This is a genomic window from Methylomonas sp. Kb3 (assembly GCF_002834115.1).
Taxonomy (GTDB): domain Bacteria; phylum Pseudomonadota; class Gammaproteobacteria; order Methylococcales; family Methylomonadaceae; genus Methylomonas; species Methylomonas defluvii.
The window spans coordinates 82,753-103,498 of record NZ_PIZT01000010.1 but is presented as its reverse complement, the minus strand read 5'-3'; the positions used below and the strand labels follow the sequence as shown (position 1 = coordinate 103,498).

General features: G+C 58.7%; 14 protein-coding genes. 6 read left to right on the top strand and 8 right to left on the bottom strand.

Annotated elements, in window-relative coordinates:
- The first annotated feature begins 220 nt into the window (after nt 1-220).
- The 6 genes from CWO84_RS07735 (at nt 221) to CWO84_RS07710 (ending at nt 10,582) form a co-directional block, all read left to right on the top strand.
- The gene (locus CWO84_RS07735; RefSeq protein WP_101052244.1) at nt 221-1,489 is read left to right on the top strand and encodes an MdtA/MuxA family multidrug efflux RND transporter periplasmic adaptor subunit; all 1,269 of its coding nucleotides are present in this window, start codon (nt 221-223) and stop codon (nt 1,487-1,489) included.
- A 3-nt stretch (nt 1,490-1,492) separates the two neighbouring features.
- Nucleotides 1,493-4,633 carry an MdtB/MuxB family multidrug efflux RND transporter permease subunit gene (locus tag CWO84_RS07730; RefSeq protein WP_101052243.1) on the top strand — a complete coding sequence of 1,047 codons (3,141 nt, stop codon included), beginning with the start codon at nt 1,493-1,495 and terminating at the stop codon, nt 4,631-4,633.
- Complete coding sequence (locus CWO84_RS07725; RefSeq protein WP_101052242.1) at nt 4,630-7,755, top strand: efflux RND transporter permease subunit; 3,126 nt, start codon at nt 4,630-4,632, stop codon at nt 7,753-7,755. The genes CWO84_RS07730 and CWO84_RS07725 overlap by 4 nt, the downstream gene beginning before the upstream one ends.
- A 10-nt stretch (nt 7,756-7,765) precedes the next feature.
- On the top strand, nt 7,766-9,247 hold the full coding sequence (locus CWO84_RS07720) for an efflux transporter outer membrane subunit (protein ID WP_101052241.1): 1,482 nt from the start codon (nt 7,766-7,768) through the stop codon (nt 9,245-9,247).
- Nucleotides 9,248-9,467: 220 nt separating this feature from the next.
- A complete protein-coding gene (locus CWO84_RS07715) occupies nt 9,468-9,875 on the top strand; it encodes a hypothetical protein (protein WP_101052240.1) in 408 nt (135 codons plus the stop codon).
- Nucleotides 9,872-10,582 (top strand): rhomboid family intramembrane serine protease, encoded by a 711-nt coding sequence (locus tag CWO84_RS07710; RefSeq protein ID WP_101052239.1) that lies wholly within the window; start codon nt 9,872-9,874, stop codon nt 10,580-10,582. Before CWO84_RS07715 ends, CWO84_RS07710 begins: the two co-directional genes overlap by 4 nt.
- 176 nt (nt 10,583-10,758) lie before the next feature.
- Here the strand turns inward: CWO84_RS07710 and CWO84_RS07705 are convergent, their stop codons facing one another.
- The 8 genes from CWO84_RS07705 to CWO84_RS07675 form a co-directional block, all read right to left on the bottom strand.
- Nucleotides 10,759-12,060, bottom strand: a complete 1,302-nt coding sequence (locus CWO84_RS07705) for a porin (RefSeq protein WP_101052238.1) — start codon at nt 12,058-12,060, stop codon at nt 10,759-10,761.
- Nucleotides 12,061-12,180: 120 nt separating this feature from the next.
- Nucleotides 12,181-13,989, bottom strand: coding sequence for an allophanate hydrolase (atzF, locus tag CWO84_RS07700; RefSeq protein WP_101052237.1), 1,809 nt, complete (start codon nt 13,987-13,989; stop codon nt 12,181-12,183).
- Entirely contained in the window at nt 13,986-14,168 is a 183-nt protein-coding gene (locus tag CWO84_RS24875) for an acetyl-CoA carboxylase biotin carboxyl carrier protein subunit (protein WP_240618008.1), read from the bottom strand. Before CWO84_RS24875 ends, atzF begins: the two co-directional genes overlap by 4 nt.
- Nucleotides 14,169-14,437: 269 nt before the next feature.
- Entirely contained in the window at nt 14,438-17,593 is a 3,156-nt protein-coding gene (gene uca, locus CWO84_RS07695; RefSeq protein WP_240617996.1) for an urea carboxylase, read from the bottom strand.
- Nucleotides 17,594-17,662: 69 nt separating this feature from the next.
- The gene (locus CWO84_RS07690; protein ID WP_101052236.1) at nt 17,663-18,301 is read right to left on the bottom strand and encodes an urea amidolyase associated protein UAAP2; all 639 of its coding nucleotides are present in this window, start codon (nt 18,299-18,301) and stop codon (nt 17,663-17,665) included.
- 25 nt (nt 18,302-18,326) lie between these two features.
- Complete coding sequence (locus CWO84_RS07685) at nt 18,327-19,058, bottom strand: urea amidolyase associated protein UAAP1 (protein ID WP_101052235.1); 732 nt, start codon at nt 19,056-19,058, stop codon at nt 18,327-18,329.
- Nucleotides 19,059-19,076: 18 nt separating this feature from the next.
- Nucleotides 19,077-19,916, bottom strand: coding sequence for an ABC transporter ATP-binding protein (locus CWO84_RS07680; RefSeq protein ID WP_101052234.1), 840 nt, complete (start codon nt 19,914-19,916; stop codon nt 19,077-19,079).
- A gap of 5 nt (nt 19,917-19,921) precedes the next feature.
- Nucleotides 19,922-20,731: an ABC transporter permease gene (locus CWO84_RS07675; RefSeq protein WP_033156389.1), complete on the bottom strand. Its 810-nt coding sequence runs from the start codon at nt 20,729-20,731 to the stop codon at nt 19,922-19,924.
- Nucleotides 20,732-20,746 lie beyond the last annotated feature (15 nt).

The window sequence follows — 20,746 nt, the reverse complement described above, 5'->3', positions numbered from 1 at the left end:
GGCGGCTAATGACTGACCGCTCGCAATTCTCCGACGCTGAATCGCTGAAACAGCGTCGGAAATTCGCTTATTCCCGGCAGAGATGAATTTAAAGCAACGGGTGTTATTGCTTGTCGACGCCTTAACTCACAGGCCGAGTGAGTCCCCGAACAGGCCCAGGACTTACGCTGGCCGGCATCCATACCATCCGTTCGCAAACCTTACCTAAACGCATCCAAGTATGAACCAACAAATTTCCGACATACCGTCGTCGAGCAAGCGCCGGCCCTGGCTGTGGACCGGCGCGATATTAGCCGTGAGCCTGGCCGGGACCGGCGTTTATTTTCATCACAGCGAAGCCGCCCCGGACGCTAAAGCGGAGCGCGGCGGCAAGGGCCGGCGCTTTTTCGAGCAGCCAGACTCGCCGGCCGTCGTCGCCATCCAATCCGCTAGCAGCGGGGATTTTCCGGTATATCTGAATGCACTGGGCACCGTCACCGCACTACGTACCGTGACCGTCAAGCCGCGAGTGGACGGCGAACTGGTGAAAGTGGCGTTCAGCGAAGGGCAAATGGTCAAGGCTGGCGATCTGCTGGCAGAAATCGACCCGCGGCCGTTTCAGGTGCAGTTACAACAAGCCCAAGGCCAGTTGCTGCGCGACCAGGCACTGTTAAAAAACGCCGAACTGGATCATGCCCGTTATGAAACCTTGCTGGCTCAAGATTCCATCGCCGCCCAGCAAACCGTCACCCAGGCATCACAGGTCAAACAATATCAAGGTAACGTGGAAATGGATCAGGCCTTGGTCGATAGCGCCAAGTTGCAATTGAGCTATGCCAAGCTGACCGCGCCAATTTCCGGCCGGGCCGGCCTGCGTCAGATCGACCAAGGCAATATCGTTCGCGCCAACGACGCCAACGGTTTGGTGGTAATCACCCAATTACAGCCGATCAGCGTGGTGTTCACCTTGCCGGAAGATAAATTGCCGGAGGTAGTAAAGCGCTATCGCGACGGTCAGGCTATTAAAATAGAGGCCTACGACCGAGGCGGCAAGCTGAAGCTGGCGGAAGGCAAGCTTACCGCGCTGGACAATCAGATCGACCCGACCACCGGCACCATCAAACTAAAGGCGCAATTCGACAATCAGGAGCAAACCCTGTTTGCTAATCAATTTGTTAACGTGCGCATGCATCTGGATACCTTGCACGGCGTTACACAGATACCCAGCAGCGCCTTGCAACACGATACCCAGGGTGCGTTTGTGTATGTGGTCGATGCCGAAAATATTGCCCACCTGCGGCGCGTCGAACCCGGCCCCAGCGAAGGCGAAAAAGTGGCTATCGAACATAATCTGGCACCGGGAGAACAACTCATCCTCACTGGCATCGACCGGGTCAAGGACGGCGCGGTGGTGGATGTGGCCGAGAAAGACGGCCAAGCAGTCGCCGCCAAACCCGAGTTGCAACCCAAACCCAATGACGAATCCGGCAGACGCCGGCGGCGCGGATAAGTCATGAGTCTCAGCGATCCGGGCAAGGCCGGCTTCAATCCTTCGCGCCTATTCATTCTGCGGCCAGTCGCCACCTCCTTGTTGATGGTGGCTTTATTGTTGGTGGGGATACTGGCTTATCGGCTATTACCGGTCTCGGCGCTGCCGCAGGTCGATTATCCGACCATCCAGGTCACCACGCTGTACCCTGGCGCCAGCCCGGAAGTGATGACCTCCATCGTTACCGCGCCGCTGGAACGCCAATTCGGACAAATGCCGGGCTTGACGCAAATGAGCTCCACCAGTTCCGGCGGCGCGTCGGTGATTACCTTGCAGTTTAACTTGCACTTGGACCTGGACGTTGCCGAGCAAACCGTACAAGCCGCGATCAACGCCGCCGCCAACTTTCTACCCGACGATTTGCCTCAAGCACCCATCTACAGCAAGGTGAATCCGGCCGATACCCCCATCATGACGCTGGCGGTCAGCGCCCAATCTCTGCCCCTATTTAAGGTAGAAGATTTGGTCGATACCCGGCTGGCGCAAAAAATTGCCCAATTGCCCGGCGTCGGCATGGTCAGCATCAGCGGCGGCCAACGGCCGGCGGTACGCATCCAGGCCAACCACAAAGCGCTGGCCGCTTACGGCATCAGCCTGGAAGACCTGCGCAGCGCGATTGCCGCCGCCAACGTCAACCAACCCAAAGGCTCGATCAACGGCCCAAGCCGCGCCGCGACGATAGACAGCAACGATCAATTGCGCTCACCGGCCGAATACCGCGAGTTGGTGGTGGCTTACAAAAATGCCGCGCCGGTCAAATTGGCGGACGTCGCCGAAGTGGTCGATGGTGCCGAGAACGTGCGTCTGGCCGCCTGGGCCAACGACAATGCGGCCGTTATCGTCAACATCCAGCGCCAGCCCGGCGCCAATGTGATCGAGGTGGTGGATAGCATTCAGGAACTGCTGCCCAAACTGCAAGCCTCGCTGCCGCCCGGCATAGAGGTCACGCCATTAACCGACCGCACCGTAACGATTCGCGCCTCGGTACACGACGTGCAATTCGAACTATTACTGGCCGTGGCGCTGGTAGTGATGGTGATCTTCCTGTTTCTGCGCAATATCCCGGCCACCATCATTCCCGGCGTTGCGGTGCCGCTGTCTTTAGTAGGCACCTTTGCGGCGATGTATCTGGCCGATTTCAGCATCAACAATTTAACCCTGATGGCACTGACCATCGCCACCGGCTTTGTGGTGGACGATGCCATCGTGGTCATCGAAAACATTTCCCGCTATATCGAGCGCGGCGAAGCGCCGTTGCAAGCCGCATTGAAAGGTTCGGCGCAGATTGGCTTTACCATTATTTCGCTGACTTTTTCGCTGGTGGCGGTATTGATTCCACTGCTGTTCATGTCGGATGTGGTGGGCCGTTTATTCCGAGAATTTGCGATTACGCTGGCGGTAGCGATCTTGATTTCGGCGGTGGTGTCATTGACCCTGACGCCGATGATGTGCGCCAAACTGCTGCGCCCCGGCGCCGGCAACCATAGCGAAGACGAAATCGGCGACGACTGGTTCGGCCGCTTGATCAAGACCTACGGCCGCAGCCTGAGTTGGGTGATGCAACGGCAAACGGCGACCTTGCTGGTGTTTTTTGTGACTGTGGCATTGACCGCGGCGATGTATATCTGGATACCGAAAGGCTTTTTCCCCAGCCAGGATACCGGCATCATTCAAGGCTTTTCCGAAGCGCCGCAAAACGTGTCGTTTCCGGCCATGGCCGAGCAACAGCAAAAGCTGGCCAAATTGATACTTGAAGATCCGGCCGTGGAAAGTCTGTCGTCATTTATCGGCGTCGATGGCGTCAACGCCACGCCCAATAGCGGCCGGTTTTTGATCAACTTAAAGCCGCACGATCAACGCCCATCGGCTAACGAAATTATCGCCCGCTTGAAAACCCGTTTGGCCGAATCGCCCGGCAGCGTGTTATACCTGCAACCGGTGCAGGATTTAACGATGGACAACCGGGTCAGCCGCACCCAATACCAATTTACCCTGGAAGGCGCCGACATCGATGATTTGAACCGATGGACCGGCAAGCTGGTAGATGCCTTGCACGGCCGGCCCGAATTTGCCGACGTGGTCAGCGACGTGCAGGACCAAGGTCGCCAAGTGTTTGTGAAGATCGACCGCGCCACCGCCAGCCGGCTTGGTGTCAGTACCGCAGCTGTGGACAACGCCTTATACAGCGCTTACGGCCAACGTCTGGTCTCGACCATCTTCACCCAGGCCAATCAGTATCGGGTGGTATTGGAAGTCGATCCGGCCGAGCAGACCGGTCCGCAAGCCTTGAACGAATTGCGCATACCATCCACCAACGGCACCCAAGTACCGTTGTCGGCCATCGCCGAACTGTCGGAGCGGCCGACCACATTGGCGATCAGCCATCTGGACCAGTTCCCGGTCACGACGGTGTCCTTCAATCTGGCACCCGGTTATGCGCTGGGTGATGCGGTCGCCGCCGTCGATGCCGCTAAAAGCGAGATCGAATTGCCGCTAGCCATCCGCAGCGAATACCAGGGCGCCGCGCAAGCCTTTAAGGCTTCTCTAGGCAATACGCTGTGGCTAATCCTGGCTGCCATCGTCACGGTGTATATCGTGCTGGGCGTGCTGTACGAAAGCTATATCCATCCGATCACGATCTTGTCCACCCTGCCCTCGGCCGGCGTTGGCGCGTTGTTGGCGCTACAAGTCTCCGGCGGCGACCTGGGCATCATCGGCATCATCGGCATCATTTTGTTGATCGGCATCGTCAAGAAGAACGCGATCATGATGATAGACTTTGCGCTGGAAGCGGAACGGAAGCAACATCTGCCACCCGAGCAAGCCATTTTTCAGGCTTGTTTGTTGCGCTTTCGGCCGATTTTGATGACCACCTTGGCTGCGCTATTGGGTGCGCTACCGTTGATGTTGGGTAGCGGCGTCGGCTCCGAGTTGCGCCATCCGCTGGGTATCACGATGGTCGGCGGCTTACTGCTCAGCCAATTGTTGACGCTGTACACCACGCCGGTAATTTATCTGGCCATGGACAGGTTGGCGCGGCAGGTTAACGCCGGTCTGGGGCTGAATCAAGTGGAACAAGCGGCAGAGGACCCAAGCCAACCATGAACCTGTCCGAATTATTCATCCGCCGCCCGGTCGCCACTACCTTATTGACCATAGCCATTGCCTTATGCGGCGTGCTGGCGTTTTTAAATCTACCCATTTCCTCGCTGCCGCAAGTGGACTTTCCCACCGTATCGGTACAGGCGCAGATACCCGGTGCCAGCGCCGAGACGATGGCCGCGACGGTCGCCACGCCGCTGGAACGCGCGCTCGGCCGGATCGCCGGGGTTACGGAAATGACCTCCAGCAGTTCCCAAGGCTCTACGCAGATTACCTTGCAATTCGATTTAAACCGCGACATCGACGGCGCCTGCCGCGACGTACAGGCCGCGATCAACGCAGCCGCCAGCATGTTGCCCAGCAATATGCCCAATCGGCCCAGCTACCGGCGCGACAACCCGTCGGATTCGCCGATTCTGATCCTGGCTCTGACCTCGGACAGTTTTACGCGCGGCCAGATGTACGACTCCGCGTCGACGATTTTGCTGCAAAAAATTTCGCAAATCCCCGGCATCGGCCAGGTACAGATCGGCGGCGCGGCATTACCGGCGGTGCGTGTGGAACTGAACCCCAACGCGCTGAGTAAATACGGCATTGGCCTGGAAGACGTGCGCAACACCATCGCCCAAACCAACGTCACCCGGCCCAAGGGCGTACTGGAAAGCGCCAACACCCGCTGGCAGATTCAAGCCAACGACCAGGCCCGTAAAGCCGAGGAATATCTGCCGTTGATTGTTGCGTATCGCAACGGCGCGCCGGTGACGATTGCCGATCTGGGCGAAGCGGTCGATTCCGTCGAGGATTTGCGCAATACCGGTGCCAAAAACGGCAAGCCTTCAGTGCTGTTGATTATCCGCAAACAACCCTTGGCGAATGTGATTCAGACCGTCGATCAAGTGCTGGCGGTAATGCCCGCTTTGCGGGCAGCGCTGCCCAGCAATATCGAACTCTCGGTGGTGGTGGATAGATCCTTATCCATCCGTGCCTCGATTACAGAAGTCGAACACGGCTTGTTCGTCGCCGTGTTACTGGTGATTCTGGTGGTGCTGGTATCTCTGCGTAATCCACGCTCGGCGGCGGTGCCCATCGTCGCGGTGCCTGCTTCCTTACTGGGGTCTTGTGCGGTGATGTATTTCTGCGGTTTTAGTATCAACAACCTAACCTTGATGGCCTTGACCATCGCCACCGGTTTTGTAGTGGACGATGCAATTGTGGTGGTGGAAAACACCAACCGGCATATCGAAGAAGGCGTGCTGCCATTCCGCGCGGCGCTATTGGCAGCCAAAGAAGTGGGCTTCACCGTATTGGCGATGAGCGTGTCGCTGGTAGCGGTGTTCCTGCCAATTTTGTTGATGGGCGGCGTGCCGGGTAGGCTGTTTCGGGAGTTTGCAGTGACCTTGTCGGCAGCGGTGCTGGTCTCGCTGGTGATCTCGCTAACTACCACCCCCATGCTCTGCGCGCGCTGGCTGGGTAAGGAATCCAAGGAACATGGCGCCGTCTATCACGGCATAGGCGCAGCTTTCGATTGGATACAGAACATCTACCGGATCAGCCTGAGCTGGGCCTTGCGCCACGGCCGCATTATGCTGAGCTTATTGCTGGCAACCATCGCTTTCAACATTTACTTATATGGCGCCATCGACAAAGGTTTTTTCCCGACCCAAGACGGCGGCCGCTTGTTGGGCGAAATTCAAACCGATCAGAACACCTCGTTCCAAACCCTGCAAAAGCAATTTGCGCAAATCTCCGAGATTTTGCAAAAAGATCCGGCGGTCGCCAATGTCGCCGGTTTTGCCGGCAGTTCGCAAAGCAGTAACAGCGCGCGGATTTTCATCACCTTGATTCCGCACGAACAACGCGACGGCGTCGAGGTGGTAATGGAGCGCTTGCGCAAGGCCGCAGGCCGGGTTCCCGGCGCCAGTTTGCATATGTTTCCGGCCCAGGAACTGCGCATAGGCGGACGCATGTCGTTCGGCATGCTGGATTACACCCTGCAGGCCGACGACCTTGATTTATTGCGAGCGTGGACACCCAAGGTACAAGCCGCGCTGGCTCGGTTGCCGGAATTGAGCGACGTCAGCACCAGTCAACAGGACAAGGGCGAACAAATCGGCCTGACCGTCAACCGCGATCTGGCCGCGCGTTACGGCGTCAGTCAGGCCTTGATCGACAACAGCCTGAACAGTGCCTTCGGGCAACGTCAGGTGTCGGTGATTTACAATCCGTTGAATCAATACCGGGTGGTGATGGAACTGGCGCCGCAGTACTGGCAATCGCCGGACAGCCTGAAACAACTGTATATCAGCGCGCCGGGTCGAACCGGCACCGACGGTACGCAAGCACAGCCCAAGCAAGTACCTCTGTCGGCGCTGGCCGGCTTTGCACCCAGCAACGCACCGTTGTCGGTTCATCACCAAGGCCAGTTTGCGGTGACCGAATTATCGTTTAATTTAAAGCCCGGCATATCGATGTCCACTGCCGATGCCGCTATCAACCAGGCCTTGCGCGACATCGGCTTGCCGGCCGCCATCACCGGCAGCTTTCAAGGCTCGGGTAAGGCGTTTCAGGAAGCCTTGCGCAGCCAGCCCTGGCTGGTTTTGGCCGCGTTGATCAGCATTTACATCGTGCTGGGCGTGTTATACGAAAGCCTGATACATCCGTTGACGATACTATCCACCCTGCCCTCGGCCGGCGTCGGCGCCTTGCTGGCCTTGATGGCTTGCGAAAAGGAGTTCAGCATCATTGCGCTGATCGGCGTGATTCTGCTGATCGGCATCGTCAAGAAAAATGCGATCATGATGATAGACTTTGCACTGCTGGCTGAGCGCGAGCGCGGTTTGGATTCGCGCGAAGCGATCTTTCAAGCCTGCATGCTGCGCTTCAGACCCATCCTGATGACCACGCTGGCCGCACTGTTCGGCGCTTTGCCGCTGGCTTTGGGCAGCGGTTACGGCGCGGAATTGCGCCAACCACTTGGTATTTCCATCGTGGGAGGCCTGATTTTCAGCCAGCTTTTGACTTTGTATACAACGCCGGTCGTTTATTTGTACCTCGACCGGTTCCGGCTGTGGATGCACGGCCGCTTTTCCAACCGCGCCGCTAGCCCAGCGCCACATTCCATCTAAACCGATAGTCATGCGTTTAAGAATAAACCCACCGTTGCTTGCTTCCTTACTGACCTTGCCGTTGGCTGCCTGTACGGTAGGCCCGGATTATGTGCGTCCGCAAGCCAATATCTCCGAGGAATTTAAAGAAGTGAAAGGCTGGAAGCAGGCCCAGCCGCGCGATACCGGCTTGCCCGGCAAATGGTGGGAAATTTTTAACGACCCCAAACTGAACGAACTGGAAGAACAAGTTGCCGCCGCCAACCAGTCCATCATCCAGGCCGAAGCCCAATATCGGCAAGCCCAGCATCTGGTGCAATCGGTGCAATCGTCCTTGCTGCCGGTGGCGACATTGACCGGCACCTTCAACCGCTTCCGCGCCGCCACCGGCCAGAACGTCGCGGTGGGTGGCGTGCGCAACCTGTTCGGCCAGGCGGTCGGCGTGGCCTGGGAACCTGATTTATGGGGCAGTGTGCGCCGCCAGGTGGAAGCCAATACCAGCAATGCACAGGCCAGTGCCGCGACCTTGCATGCGTTGATTCTGTCCAGCCAATCGGCGTTGGCGGACAGTTACTTTCAAATGAAAACCCTGGACGCCCAGAAAGCCTTATTAGACGAAACGGTAACGGCGTTTGCGAAAACCCTGGAAATCACCAAAAACCGCTATGCCGTGGGCGTGGTGGCCAAGGCCGATGTGGTGCAAGCGGAAACGCAATTGGAAACCGTGCGCGCTCAGTCCATCGACCTGGGCGTGCAGCGCGCCAAGCTGGAACATGCCATCGCGGTGCTGATAGGCAAAACCCCTGCCGAGTTGTCGCTGGCGCCGGCACCTTTAACCGCACAACCGCCGGGCTTTCCGGTCAGCCTGCCCTCTGAATTGCTGGAACGCCGTCCGGACATTGCCGCCGCCGAACGTAAAATCGCCGCCGCCAACGCCCAAATCGGTGTCGCCAAAGCCGCTTACTACCCTACTTTGAATCTGGCCTCGACTAACGGTTTTCAGTCGCCGACTGCCGACACCTTGTTCACGATGGCCCGCCGCTATTGGTCCTTGGGGCCGGCCGGCTTGGCCTTGACCTTGTTCGACGGCGGTGCCAAAAATGCCCAGTATAAACAGGCGATAGACGCCTACGATGCCAGCGTCGCCGCCTATCGGCAAACCGTGCTGACCGGCTTTCAAGAGGTGGAAGATAACCTGGCCGCGCTGCGTATCCTGGATGAAGAAACCCAAGTGCAAGACAAAGCCGTCGCCGCTGCGAAACAGGCCTTGGCCTTGACCAACAATCAATATCAAGCCGGCACAGTTAGCTACATCAACGTGATAACGGCGCAAACCGCGGCGCTATCCAATCAACAAACCGCTGTGCAATTGCTCGGGCAGCGTTTGTCGGCCTCCGTGTTATTGGTCAAAGCGCTGGGCGGCGGCTGGAATGAAACCTTGGTTCCCACTGAAGATGAAGCTGATGGCGACCGCAAATGGACCGACTATTTGATTTTGCCGCTGGTGGATTAATTATCAACCCGGCCTTATTTAACACGGGTACTCGCTTCGGGCTGAACTGGCGAAGCGGGGCGCGTCCTGCGCCAAACACCCGTCCTTCCGTTGACACCCTTCTTGCTTGAACTACATTTATCGGCAGTTCGGTTTAGCCGTTAAGCTTTTAAGAACCGGCCAAGGCGGGCATCAGTCGAATGCACGCAAATATTTAAGTCATTGACCACAAGGAATCTTAATGAACAAAGAAGCGGCGAAGGCGCATATTCTGAAAAATTTAATGCCGGGCGATTCTCTAGTCGGATTTTTCATCGCCCAGCAACCTTTCAAGCTTTGGTTGTTTTTTATCATCGGCCCCCTGGCTGTATTCAGCATGAAGCAATATTTCATTGCCGTTACTCAAAAAGGCATCCATTTTCACCGCTTAAACTTATTGGGGAAATTTGCCAGCGACGACTTTTTTGCCTTCAATGAAATTGCCACCGTCAAAATCGGCAAGGGTATGCTGCAAAGACCGATGAAATTTACACTTAAAAACGGCCGAAATATCTACATAAAAGCGCAGCTGAAAGGCTTGGAAAAAGTAGCCAAGCTTGACGAAGCCACGCAAAAACATATCGAACGCAATATTGCCGTCGTCAAATGATATTGTTTCTTTTCGTAACGGCAAGCTATACCGCGCTGCTGTTGTTTTACAGACCGTCACCGAGCTGCCTGAAAGATGCCCCGCTCACTTTCTTGGAAAATTTTAAGCAAATTAAGGCGGCGTTGTTTTCCGGTTTGTGGTTTTTGAGTATTTTTCTAGTGACCAGCGACTTTGGTTTTAATGAGGTTGATGAACAGCTTTATCGTTTATTGGCATTAAACAATATTTCGGCAGCGGCGATTTTATGGCCGCTGCAAGCCATTACACATTTATTTATCCACATTAACTTTCCACATGTCCTGACCAATGTAGCCGGCTTGGGCATCGCTGCGGCTTACGAACGACAAGCCGGCTCTGGCCGATTTTTAATGGTGTTGCTGGTAGCCAGCCTGTCCTCTATCCCCTCAATCCTGTTCTACTCGGAGCCGATAGCGATCTGCGGTATTTCCGGCGGCGTATTCGGTCTGGCTGCCGCTTACTTCACCGACCAGGAAGGTCTGAGCACCAAAGAATGGCTGTATGCGGTACTGATCTGTAGCGTATTTTTGGTGTGGCTGTCCGTCGGACACAGCATGGAATCGAAGGCAAACGGGCAACTGCAATTTAAGATCGATTACTACGGTCATGCCCTGGGCGCGCTGGGGGCTATCGTTTATTGCCGTTTGAGACCCCGAAAAACAGCCGACAAGCCTTTGCCAAACTATTGACCGGCCCTATTTATCTCGGGCATTCCGTTCGGACTGAGCTCGCCTAAGCCCAGGGCGAACGGTATTTAAGGGCCGGGTTAATAACAGGATGGCTTTGAATTTATTCCGGTATTCGTCCGTAAACAACCGTCGCGGCATCGTTTGCTTAGCTGTTGTTTGAAAAACGGCAACAGCCCCTAAAAAGTAACCACCACGTCGGCACCAAAAATAAACTGGCTGTCCTTGTTCCGTTCGTCGTAAGCATCGACGCCTTCCGACCAGTCGTAGCGCGCTTCCGGCCGCAGCATCAACCATTTCGCCGGCTTCCAGTTTACCCCTAGCGTCGCCGCATAATAATTGGCCGGCCCGGTCGCCAGCACCGCGCAACTGGGGCACATTTGGCCCACCCGAACGCCGTCGTCATCCCTAAACCATTCGCCGCGCAGGCCCACGCCCACGGTATCGGACAGGTCGTATTTCAATTGCGAATGAATGCCGTACCATTCGGCGTCGGCGAAATTATTCAACGGGTGCTGTTGTTCGATGCCGTGGTCGTGCTGCAGCACGTAATGCCAGCGCTCGGCGAAGTTATGCTGGAATACCAGGCTGTAAAACGTGCGGTTGTCGCGTTTATTAATACCGGTCTGGCGCTGAAATTCGCGCAGATTGTTGTCGCTGTTGACGTCGCCGGTAATCAGCGTCGCGGTGAACGAGGTCGCCGCATCGTCGCTGGTCCAGGTCGCACCGCCCAGAAAATTCCAGTTTTCCATGTTTTTATCGAACCCGTCCCAAGCGCCGTTGCCGTCCAGTACACCGTTTAGCTTGGTGTGGCCGCCGGTCACCGCCCCCAGTGTCACACTTAGATTTTGATGGACCGGATAGGTGGTGGTCATGCCGAAATGGGTAAACGGCTCGCCGTATTGAAAGGTATAAGGATGGGTGTAGAAAAAATTATCCGGCGACAAACCGGTCTCGTACCCCATGATCGTGTAAAACCGGCCGATGCGCGTGGTCAGGCCCTTGCCTATCGGCGTAAAAATATCCAGGTACGCATTCGGGATCGCCAGTTTGTAAAAACGCTCGTCGGAACCGATCAAACGGTTATCCCAATGGCCGCCGCCGTAAGGGTTGATGGTATTGAAGCGGGCGTCGCTGCCGTACATCAAGGTCAGCTTGCCGCCGACATCCCAATGGTCGCCGCTGGTATTGACGTCGCGGATTAATTCGCCGCCCAGTTGGTGCAGATTGAATTCGTTGGCCCGGTCGGCAAACACCACGGGGCCGTTGTAGCCGTCGCCGGGGTCGTTGGCGTTGTAAACGATACCGGCATCGGCCCAACTGTGGACGCGCAAGCCGGCGGCTTTCATCCAGGGTAAGTCGTTAATCAGCGACAAGCCGTTCAATAAACCGGCGCGTTCCTCGGCCGGCAACGGCGACATCGCCAACAGTAACGGTGCGGCATACAGCCATTCGCGGGTTCGGAAAGATGAGTGTGGCATGGTGTTCTCCTGTCGGAAAATGAATCGTCGAAGTTTTTCGGGCGCAAGCGTTCCCGCCAGCCGGAAAATCCGGCTTAAATGGTTGGGGTTATGAAAATTTAAACGGCTAAAACCGGCGGTTTAGTCGGGGCGCGCAAGATAGGCGCGCCAGCCGCCGTAATCGGTAATGTCCAGCGCCTCACGCACGGCGGCCGTTTCGCAGACGAAGCCCTGCACGCTAGTGCCGTCCTGCAACTGCACGCTGCCGATGCCCAAGGGTGGCGGGATTTCGGCGACGAATTCGCCGTAGCGTCCAATCGGCAAAGCCCACACCTCAACGGCAATCGCCGCGCCGGTTTCGTCGCGCACCATGCCCGGCCGCTTGCCGTCCGGCAATGCGTACAGCCGGTAAATCGGCGCCGTGTGAGTCCGTTGCAGCAAAATACCGCCGCGGCCAGTCAACAGATGATTCAGCGGCAGACCGGACAGATGCGCGCCGCACACCGCGACCCGGACGAAGCCGGACGAATCGTCGCTGTCCGCTTCCGGAAATTCGGCGCTTAAGATTTGGGAGACACCCAATGTATGCGGCGCCGATTGCTCGCGCCGTTTCGCCAAGGCCAGCAAAGCCCGGTCGGCAAAGGCCGGCGCGCACAAGGTGATGCCGAACGGCAGGCCATTGCCGCGAAAACCCGCCGGCAACGCAATGGCGCTGAGGTCGAGCAGATTCATGAAATTGGTGTAATAGCCCAGCCGGCTGTTCAGTTCGAGCGGTTCGGCTTCGACGGCGGCAATCGGGTAGAGGGTGCCGGTGGTCGGTGTGAGCAGTACATCAACCTGTCGCCAGAGCGCATCGCTTTGCCGCTTCAATTCCTGCAAGCGGTAAAACGCGCGCCAGGCGTCGGCGGCCGACAAGTCCGCGCCTTTGGCAAGAATGCCTAGCGTCACCGGAAATAAGGCTTCGGGGTTGGTCTGCAACAGTTCACCGGCCACCAAATAACGCTCGGCCAGCCACGGCCCGGCGTAGAGCAAACCGGCGGCGTCCAGCAAAGGCTGGATGTCCACTTCGACGATGCTGCCGCCCTGTACCTGCAATTGCGCGATGGCCTCGGCAAACAAGGCTTCCGCCGCATCGTCGCCGAAGAATTGCAATTGCTCCGGCTTCGGCACGCCAATACGTAAACTGCTAGCAAAGCCCGGCGGCACGGGCAAGGGCTGATCGGGACGGTTATAGGCATCTTCTGCGTCGTAAACGTTGGCAATCCGCATCACCCGCTCGGCGTCGGCGGCGGTCAACGAGAAGATCGACAGGCAATCCAGGCTGCGGCAGGCCGGCACTACGCCGGATGTGCTTAACAAGCCCCGCGTCGGCTTGACGCCGACCAGGTTATTGAACGCGGCCGGCACCCGGCCGGAGCCGGCGGTGTCGGTACCCAACGCAAAGCTGGCCAGACCGGTCGCCACCGCGACCGCCGAACCCGAGCTGGAGCCGCCGGCGATGTAAGCCGGATCGAAGCTGTTGCGGCACACACCATAAGGCGAGCGGGTGCCAACCAAACCGGTCGCGAACTGGTCCAGATTGGTCTTGCCGACCGGAATCGCTCCGGCGGCGATCAATTGCCGCACCACGAAAGCCGATTGCTGCGGCTGGTAGGCGTAAGCCGGACAAGCTGCTGTGGTGGGTAGATCGGCCAAATCGATATTGTCCTTGATCGCAAAGGGGATGCCGTACAAGGGCAAGTCGTCCGGCGACTGGTCCGATAGCGCCGCGGCGTAAGCCTGCATCTGCGCCAGCGGCAAACGGCTGATCCAGACGCCGCGCGCCGGCGCGGATTCCAGGCGTTGCCAGAGCATGTCCACCAAGGTCGTCGGCGTCAGTGCGCCGTCCCGGTAAGCCTGGCTAAGGCTGGCGATGCTGAGTACTTCCGGCAATTCGCTCCAGGTCTTCATGCGTCCTCCCCGGCTTGCAGCACCAGCAAATCCTGGCCGGCACTGATTTGAGCGCCTTCATTGCAAAATACTTTCCAGACCGTGCCGTCTGCCGGTGCCGTTACCGGAAATTCCATTTTCATCGACTCGACCACCACCAAGGTATCGCCTTGCTTGACGCTAGCGCCGGCCTGGACCAAAACCTGCCAGACATTGCCGGCGATGTGGCTGGCTACGGCCCTGGCACCGGCCGGCAAATCCAGTTCGGTGTCGATAGCCGCCGCCGCGACGGCCTGGTCATCCGCGTAAACTTGCCCGGCTTGCGCCCAGCGTTCACGTTCGGCGTCGAAGGCCGCTTGCTGGCGCTGTTTGCAGGCGGCGATCTCATCGGCGTTTTGGCGCAGAAAGTCGTTGTATTGGCGCAGGCTGAAGGTTTCCTCGCGGATATCCAGTTTGGCCTTGCCGCTGATTACATCTTGCCGGTAGCGCAGCAATTCCTCGGCGGATACAGGATAGAAGCGAATCTGATCGAAAAAGCGCAGCAGCCAAGGCTTACCGTCGCGAAAATCGGCGGTTTGCCGTAGCGGTTCCACATCGGCACGGTGCGGCCGACGAACTGGTAGCCGCCCGGACCTTCCATGCCGTAGACGCACATATAAGCGCCGCCGATACCGACCGCGTTCTCCGGGGTCCAGGTCCGGGCCGGATTGTATTTGGTCGTCACCAAGCGGTGGCGCGGATCGATGGGCGTCGCCACCGGCGCACCGAGGTAAACGTCGCCCAAGCCCATCACCAGATAACTGGCGTTGAACAGAATGTCCTTGACCTGCTCTATGCTGTCCAGGCCGTTGATGCGGCGGATAAATTCGATATTGCTCGGGCACCACGGCGCATCCTTGCGCACCGACTGCATGTATTTTTCGATGGCCAATTGGGTGGACGGGTCGTCCCAGGACAGCGGCAGATGGACGACGCGGGTCGGCACTTCCATGTCCTCTATGGCCGGCAGTTCGGCTTCGGCCTGCGCCAAGATCCGCATCAGTTCGTCCAGCGGCAGGCGGCGGTCGTAATGCACCTGCAAGGAACGGATGCCGGGCGTCAGGTCGACGATGCCGGGTATGCCGCGCTGTTGCAGCCAGGTCATCAAGGCATGCACCCGAAAACGCAAATTGATGTCCAGTACCAGCGGCCCGTATTCGACCAACAAGTTGCGGTCGCCGGCCTGGCGATAGGTCACTGCAACCTGCTCGATATTGGCCGGCAGTTGAGCGAGGATGCAGCTTTCCAGGGTAACCGTTTCCGCCGGCAATTGGGGCAAGGCCGCAGCGGCAGGATGGGCTAGGACCCGTTCGAGCTCGGCATCCAGCTTCGCCGCCTGTTCGCGGGTCAGGCGGATAAATCGCACTGTATTGCCGGGCTTTAATTGGCCCAGTTTCCACAGTTCGGCCGCGACCACGGTGGCAGGGCAGACGAAGCCGCCCAGACTCGGACCGTCCGGACCGAGTATCACCGGCATGTCGCCGGTAAAATCCACCGCGCCGATGGCGTAGGCGTTGTCATGAATGTTGGACGGATGCAAACCGGCTTCGCCGCCGTCGCTACGGGCCCAGCGCGGTTTCGGGCCGATCAGACGGATGCCGGTGCGGTTAGAGTTGTAATGCACCTCCCAGTCGGTCGCGAAAAATTCGGCGATGTCTTCGTCGGTAAAGAAATCCGGCGCGCCGTGCGGGCCGTACAGCACGCCGATGTGCCAGTGCTCGGAATAAACCGGTAGCGCGGCCGAATTCGGCACGACTTCCTCGGTCATGGCGGTTTCCACCGCAATCGGCAACACGTCGCCGACCCGCAGCACCCGGCCGCCGTGGCCGCCGAACTGGCCCAAGGTAAATGTGGCGCGGCTACCCAGATATTCCGGCACGTCGAAGCCGCCTTGGATCGCCAGATAAGCACGGCAACCCTGGCCGGCGATAGCGCCCAGTTTCAATACGTCGCCGGCCGCAACCGCAATCGCCTGCCAATAGGTTACGGCCTGGCCGTTCAATTCGGCTTGCATCGCCGCGCCGGTTAAGACGATGCGGGTAGCAAAATTGAAGCGCAGGCTGGGGCCGTTGATGGCCATTTCCAGGCCAGCCGCGTGTTCCGGGTTGCCCAAAATCCGGTTCGCCAAGCGAAAGGCCAGCATATCCATCGGCCCGGACGGCGGCACGCCGACGTCCCAATAACCTAAGCGGCCCGGATAATCCTGGATCATGCTTTGCGTGCCGGCTTCCAGCACGTCCAGGGTGCGCGGCCGATAAGTCAGTCCGGCCAAATAAGCGGTAATCTGGCGACCGCTACGGAACACGCCGTCGGCGACGATCTGCCGCAAATAGGCCAGATTGGTTTCGATGCCGGCCAAGCGAGTGTCGGCCAAGGCCTCGTCCATTTGCGCCAGCGCCTGTTCGCGGTCGGCGGCGTGGACGATGACCTTGGCCAGCAAAGGGTCGTAATAAGGCGTAACGTCCAGGCCGTTCTCCAGCCAATGATCGACCCGGACGCCGGCCGGAAAACGGCAATCGGTCAACAAGCCGGCCGAGGGCTGGAAGTTCTTATTCGGGTCTTCGGCATAAACCCTGACCTGCATAGCCCAACCACGCGGCGCGTGCCGGTACTGATCCAGGAACGTGCTGTCGCCGGCCGCCAGCCGCAGCATCCAGGCCACCAAGTCGGTGCCGGTGACTTGCTCGGTCACGCCGTGTTCGACTTGCAGTCGGGTGTTGACCTCCAGGAAATAAAACTCGCCGCTGTCCTGGTCGTAAACGAATTCGACGGTGCCGGCCGAACGGTAAGCCACCGCTTCGCCCAGTGCCAAGGCATGCCGGTAAAGTGCCGCTCGGGTCGCGTCGCTGAGGCCCGGCGCCGGGGTTTCCTCGATCACCTTCTGGTTGCGGCGCTGCACCGAACAATCGCGCTCGCCCAAATGAATCACCCGGCCCGCGCCGTCGCCGAAAATCTGCACCTCGATATGGCGGGCGCGTTCGATGAACTTCTCCAGATACAGGCCGCTGTCCTTGAAATTGGCCGCACTCAAGCGCTGCACCACGGCAAAGGCCTCTTGCAGTTCGGCGTCGTTGCGGCACAGGCGCATGCCGATACCGCCGCCACCGGCTGTGCTTTTCAGCATTAATGGGTAGCCGATAGCGGCGGCCGCCCGCAAAGCCTGCTCTATGTCCGCCAACAGGCCGGTGCCGGGCAGTAACGGCACCCCGCAAGCTTGGGCGATTTCGCGGGCGGTATGTTTCAAACCGAAGCGGCGCAACTGTTCCGGGGTCGGGCCGATGAAAACGATGCCGGCCGCCGCGCATTGCTCTGCAAATTCGGCATTCTCGCTCAAGAAGCCGTAACCTGGATGGATGGCCTGGGCGCCGGTGCTCAATGCCGCTGCCAAAATCCGCTCGCCGCGCAAATAGCTGTCGGCCGCCGCCGCGCCGCCGACGCAGACCGCTTCGTCGGCTTCCTGGACGTGGCGGGCATGAGCGTCGGCTTCGGAATACACCGCGACGCTGGCTACACCCAATTCCTTTAAGGTCCGAATGATGCGGCAGGCGATTTCGCCGCGGTTGGCGATCAATACCTTGTTAAACATGAATCCTCTTCTGGCGGGCCGTCCCGCTTTGCTTTACCAACGCCGGGCCGTCCCGGCGCGGATTACGGGTCAATCCCAGATCAGCAGGCGCACCGGCGTCGGGTTATAGGCGTTACACGGATTATTCAATTGCGGGCAGTTGGAAATCAGCGCGATCACGTCCATCTCGGCCCGCATTTCCACGTACTTGCCCGGCGCGGAAATGCCGTCGGCAAAGGTCAATTGGCCGTCGGCCGTGACCGGCACGTTCATGAAAAAATTGATATTGCTGGCGATGTCGCGCTTGGCCAGGCCGCAGTCGGCGTGACCGACGGCCAATAGAAAGCTGTCGCGGCAGCTGTGCATGTGCTTTTTATCCAGCGCATAGCGCACCGTGTTGCTTTCGGCGGCGCAGGCGCCGCCCAGCGTATCGTGGCGACCGCAGGTGTCGGCGACGATAGTCAATAGAACGTTACCCTCGCCGGACATCAGTTGAGTGCCGGCGCTCAGGTACAGATTGCCCTGGTGGCGTATCGTGTCGCTGGCGCTGTAGCGTTCTTCATGGTCGGCCGCGCTGTAAAACAGAGTATCGACGGCCTGGTTGCCTTCCAGGTCTAGAATACGGAAGGTCTGACCTTGTTTGATGGTATGCAGCCAGGGTTCGCCGGCCGGCAAGGTGTAATCGTAAATGGCGTTGCTCGGATCGAGCGTGCTCTCGACGATGGGCATGGTTACGTCCTCGTTAGATCGGTGATTACAGAAAATAGCGTTCGGTATTGCTAAAGCCGCGGCCGTTTTCCGAGCGGAAATTGCGGCATTTGTCTTCTTGGTCCGGCAAGGCGCCGCGATAGGCTTCTAATAACACCGGCTTGGGCTGGTAATCCGGATTGGGGTCCAATGGATGCGGGCAACTGCTCAGCACCACCAGCGTATTCATTTCGAAGCGCAATTCGACCTGACTGCCGGGGACGGAATGGCCGGCTTGAAATTGCAGATTGCCGTCCGCGTCGGCCGCGATCTTGCTGAAGAAATTGACGTTGGCGACCAGGTCGCGCTTGCCCAGCCCCCATTTCTCCAGTTCGATCAACAAACTGTCGCGGCCGTTGCGGTACATCGCGTTTCTATGGCTTTGGTAACTGGCCTGACCGTATTGGGCCAGTACTTGCGCAGCGTCGGACACGCCGCATACGGTGTCGTGCCAACCCAGCGTGTCGGCGGTAAGCGAGCACAACACCCGGCCCATGTCGGAATAGCAGACAAAGCCTTCAGTCAGATGAAACGTGTGTTGCGCTTTTAACGTGTCCGCCATGTTGTAGCGTTCGGTGCGTTCGTCGTCATTGACGAACAAAGCCGACAAGTTGGCGCCGCCTTCGCTGTCGGTCAGGCGCAGGCGGTTGCCGCGCCGCATCCGGAACGAGGTATGAGCACCGCCCGGCAAGGTCTCGCTCCAAAGCAGGTCTGCGGGATCGATTGCAGCTAAAGTCATGTTGGTCTCCAAATAGGTTTACGGCGCCGGAACCTGACCCAGGCGCTCGAGCAGTTCATAGTCGGTCTGCATGCCGGACGTGTCGCGGATGCCGGCCAAAATTTGTTTTTTTAAGGCAATGAAGTCCGGGGTCTGCTTCATGTCCTGGTCGCGGTGGTCCGGCAAGGGCACGGTGTGGATCGCGGCGATGCGTCCCGGCCGCGGCGCCATCAGCACCACCCGGTGCGCCAGATAAATCGCTTCTTCCACGTCGTGGGTGACGAACAGCACCGTGGTTTTTTCCAGGATGGAAACGTGCAGGATCAGATCGTGCATGACCTCGCGGGTTTGGGCGTCCAGCGCGCCGAACGGCTCGTCCATCAGCAGGATGCGCGGCCGCGCCATCAAGGCCCTGGCAATCGCCACCCGCTGCTGCATGCCGCCGGACAGTTGATTCGGATAGGCGTCGGCGACGTGACTCAGGCCCATCAAACGGATCAGGGCGTCGGCCCGGCCTTCGGCGGACTCGACATCGCTCAGCGTCGATACGTCGCGGTGCACTTTCAATTGCCGGCAGAACTTGATGTTGTCGGTCACGCTCAGCCAGGGATACAAGCTGTAATGCTGGAACACCATGGCCCGGTCGATGCCGGGGCCGGCGATTGCCGCGCCATCGACACTAACGCTGCCGCCGCTGGCCGGCTCCAGGCCGCCAACGATGCGCAGCAAGGTCGATTTGCCGCAGCCGGATGCGCCGACCAGCGTGACGAATTCGCCGGGCGCAAGGTCGAGATCGGCATCTTGCAGTGCGACGATGTCCGCGCCGTTGGCGGCAAAGCGTTTTTGCAAGTTGCGGACTTGAATGATGGGAGTCGTCATCGGCGCTATCTCCGGTACAGCCAAGGGAAGCTGCGGCGATGCGCCCAGCGGAAGCATTGGTCGGTAGCCAACCCGAACAGTCCAATCAAAATGATGCCGGCGAAGATTTTGTCGGTTTGCAAAAAGCGTTGCGCCTTCAGCACCGCAAAACCCAAACCGGAGTTGGCCGCCACCAGCTCGGCCACCACCAGATACGTCCAGGCCCAGCCCATCGTCACCCGCAAGGTATCCAAAATCGCCGGTTTGGCCGAGGGCATGATCACCCGCATCACGATTTCGTCGCGGTCGGCGCCCATAGTCTGCGCCGCTTCGATTTGCTCCATAGGCACCCGCCGCACGTCCTCGGCGATCATCAGCAGCATTTGAAAGAAGGTACCGATGAAGATAATCGCGATCTTGGCGCCCTCGTCTATGCCCACCCACAGCATCACCAACGGGATGAAGGCCGCCGCCGGCATGTAGCGGATGAAGTCGGTCAAGGGTTCGAACAGGGCTTTGACCGGCGCATAGGTACCGACCAGCACGCCCAACGGCAAGGCCAATACCGCCGACAATAAAAACCCGGCCACGACCCGGTAAACGCTAATCGCCACGTCGCCGAGCAAATCGCCGTCGCGCAGCCATGCCCAGGCGCTGTCCAGCACAAGCGGCGGGGTCGGCAAAAACACCGGGTCTATCGCGCCGCCGGCCGAGGCCCACCACCAAGCCAGCAGTGCCGACAGCAAACCGCTGATGGCAATCAGCCAATGGGTGCGCCGTTCCAAACTGCCGCGTATCGCCCATAGCGGTCGCCGCGGATTTAAATTGCCAGTCATCGTTTTCACCCCGAG

Bases quoted from the DNA above. Each gene is read 5' to 3' on its own strand.
- CWO84_RS07720 (WP_101052241.1), top strand. From the start codon at position 7,766: ATGCGTTTAAGAATAAACCCACCGTTGCTTGCTTCCTTACTGACCTTG.
- CWO84_RS07705 (WP_101052238.1), bottom strand. From the start codon at position 12,060: ATGCCACACTCATCTTTCCGAACCCGCGAATGGCTGTATGCCGCACCG.
- CWO84_RS07675 (WP_033156389.1), bottom strand. From the start codon at position 20,731: ATGACTGGCAATTTAAATCCGCGGCGACCGCTATGGGCGATACGCGGC.
- CWO84_RS07680 (WP_101052234.1), bottom strand. From the start codon at position 19,916: ATGACGACTCCCATCATTCAAGTCCGCAACTTGCAAAAACGCTTTGCC.
- CWO84_RS07690 (WP_101052236.1), bottom strand. From the start codon at position 18,301: ATGCCCATCGTCGAGAGCACGCTCGATCCGAGCAACGCCATTTACGAT.
- CWO84_RS07730 (WP_101052243.1), top strand. From the start codon at position 1,493: ATGAGTCTCAGCGATCCGGGCAAGGCCGGCTTCAATCCTTCGCGCCTA.
- CWO84_RS07710 (WP_101052239.1), top strand. From the start codon at position 9,872: ATGATATTGTTTCTTTTCGTAACGGCAAGCTATACCGCGCTGCTGTTG.
- atzF (WP_101052237.1), bottom strand. From the start codon at position 13,989: ATGAAGACCTGGAGCGAATTGCCGGAAGTACTCAGCATCGCCAGCCTT.
- CWO84_RS07725 (WP_101052242.1), top strand. From the start codon at position 4,630: ATGAACCTGTCCGAATTATTCATCCGCCGCCCGGTCGCCACTACCTTA.
- uca (WP_240617996.1), bottom strand. From the start codon at position 17,593: ATGTTTAACAAGGTATTGATCGCCAACCGCGGCGAAATCGCCTGCCGC.
- CWO84_RS07735 (WP_101052244.1), top strand. From the start codon at position 221: ATGAACCAACAAATTTCCGACATACCGTCGTCGAGCAAGCGCCGGCCC.
- CWO84_RS07685 (WP_101052235.1), bottom strand. From the start codon at position 19,058: ATGACTTTAGCTGCAATCGATCCCGCAGACCTGCTTTGGAGCGAGACC.
- CWO84_RS07715 (WP_101052240.1), top strand. From the start codon at position 9,468: ATGAACAAAGAAGCGGCGAAGGCGCATATTCTGAAAAATTTAATGCCG.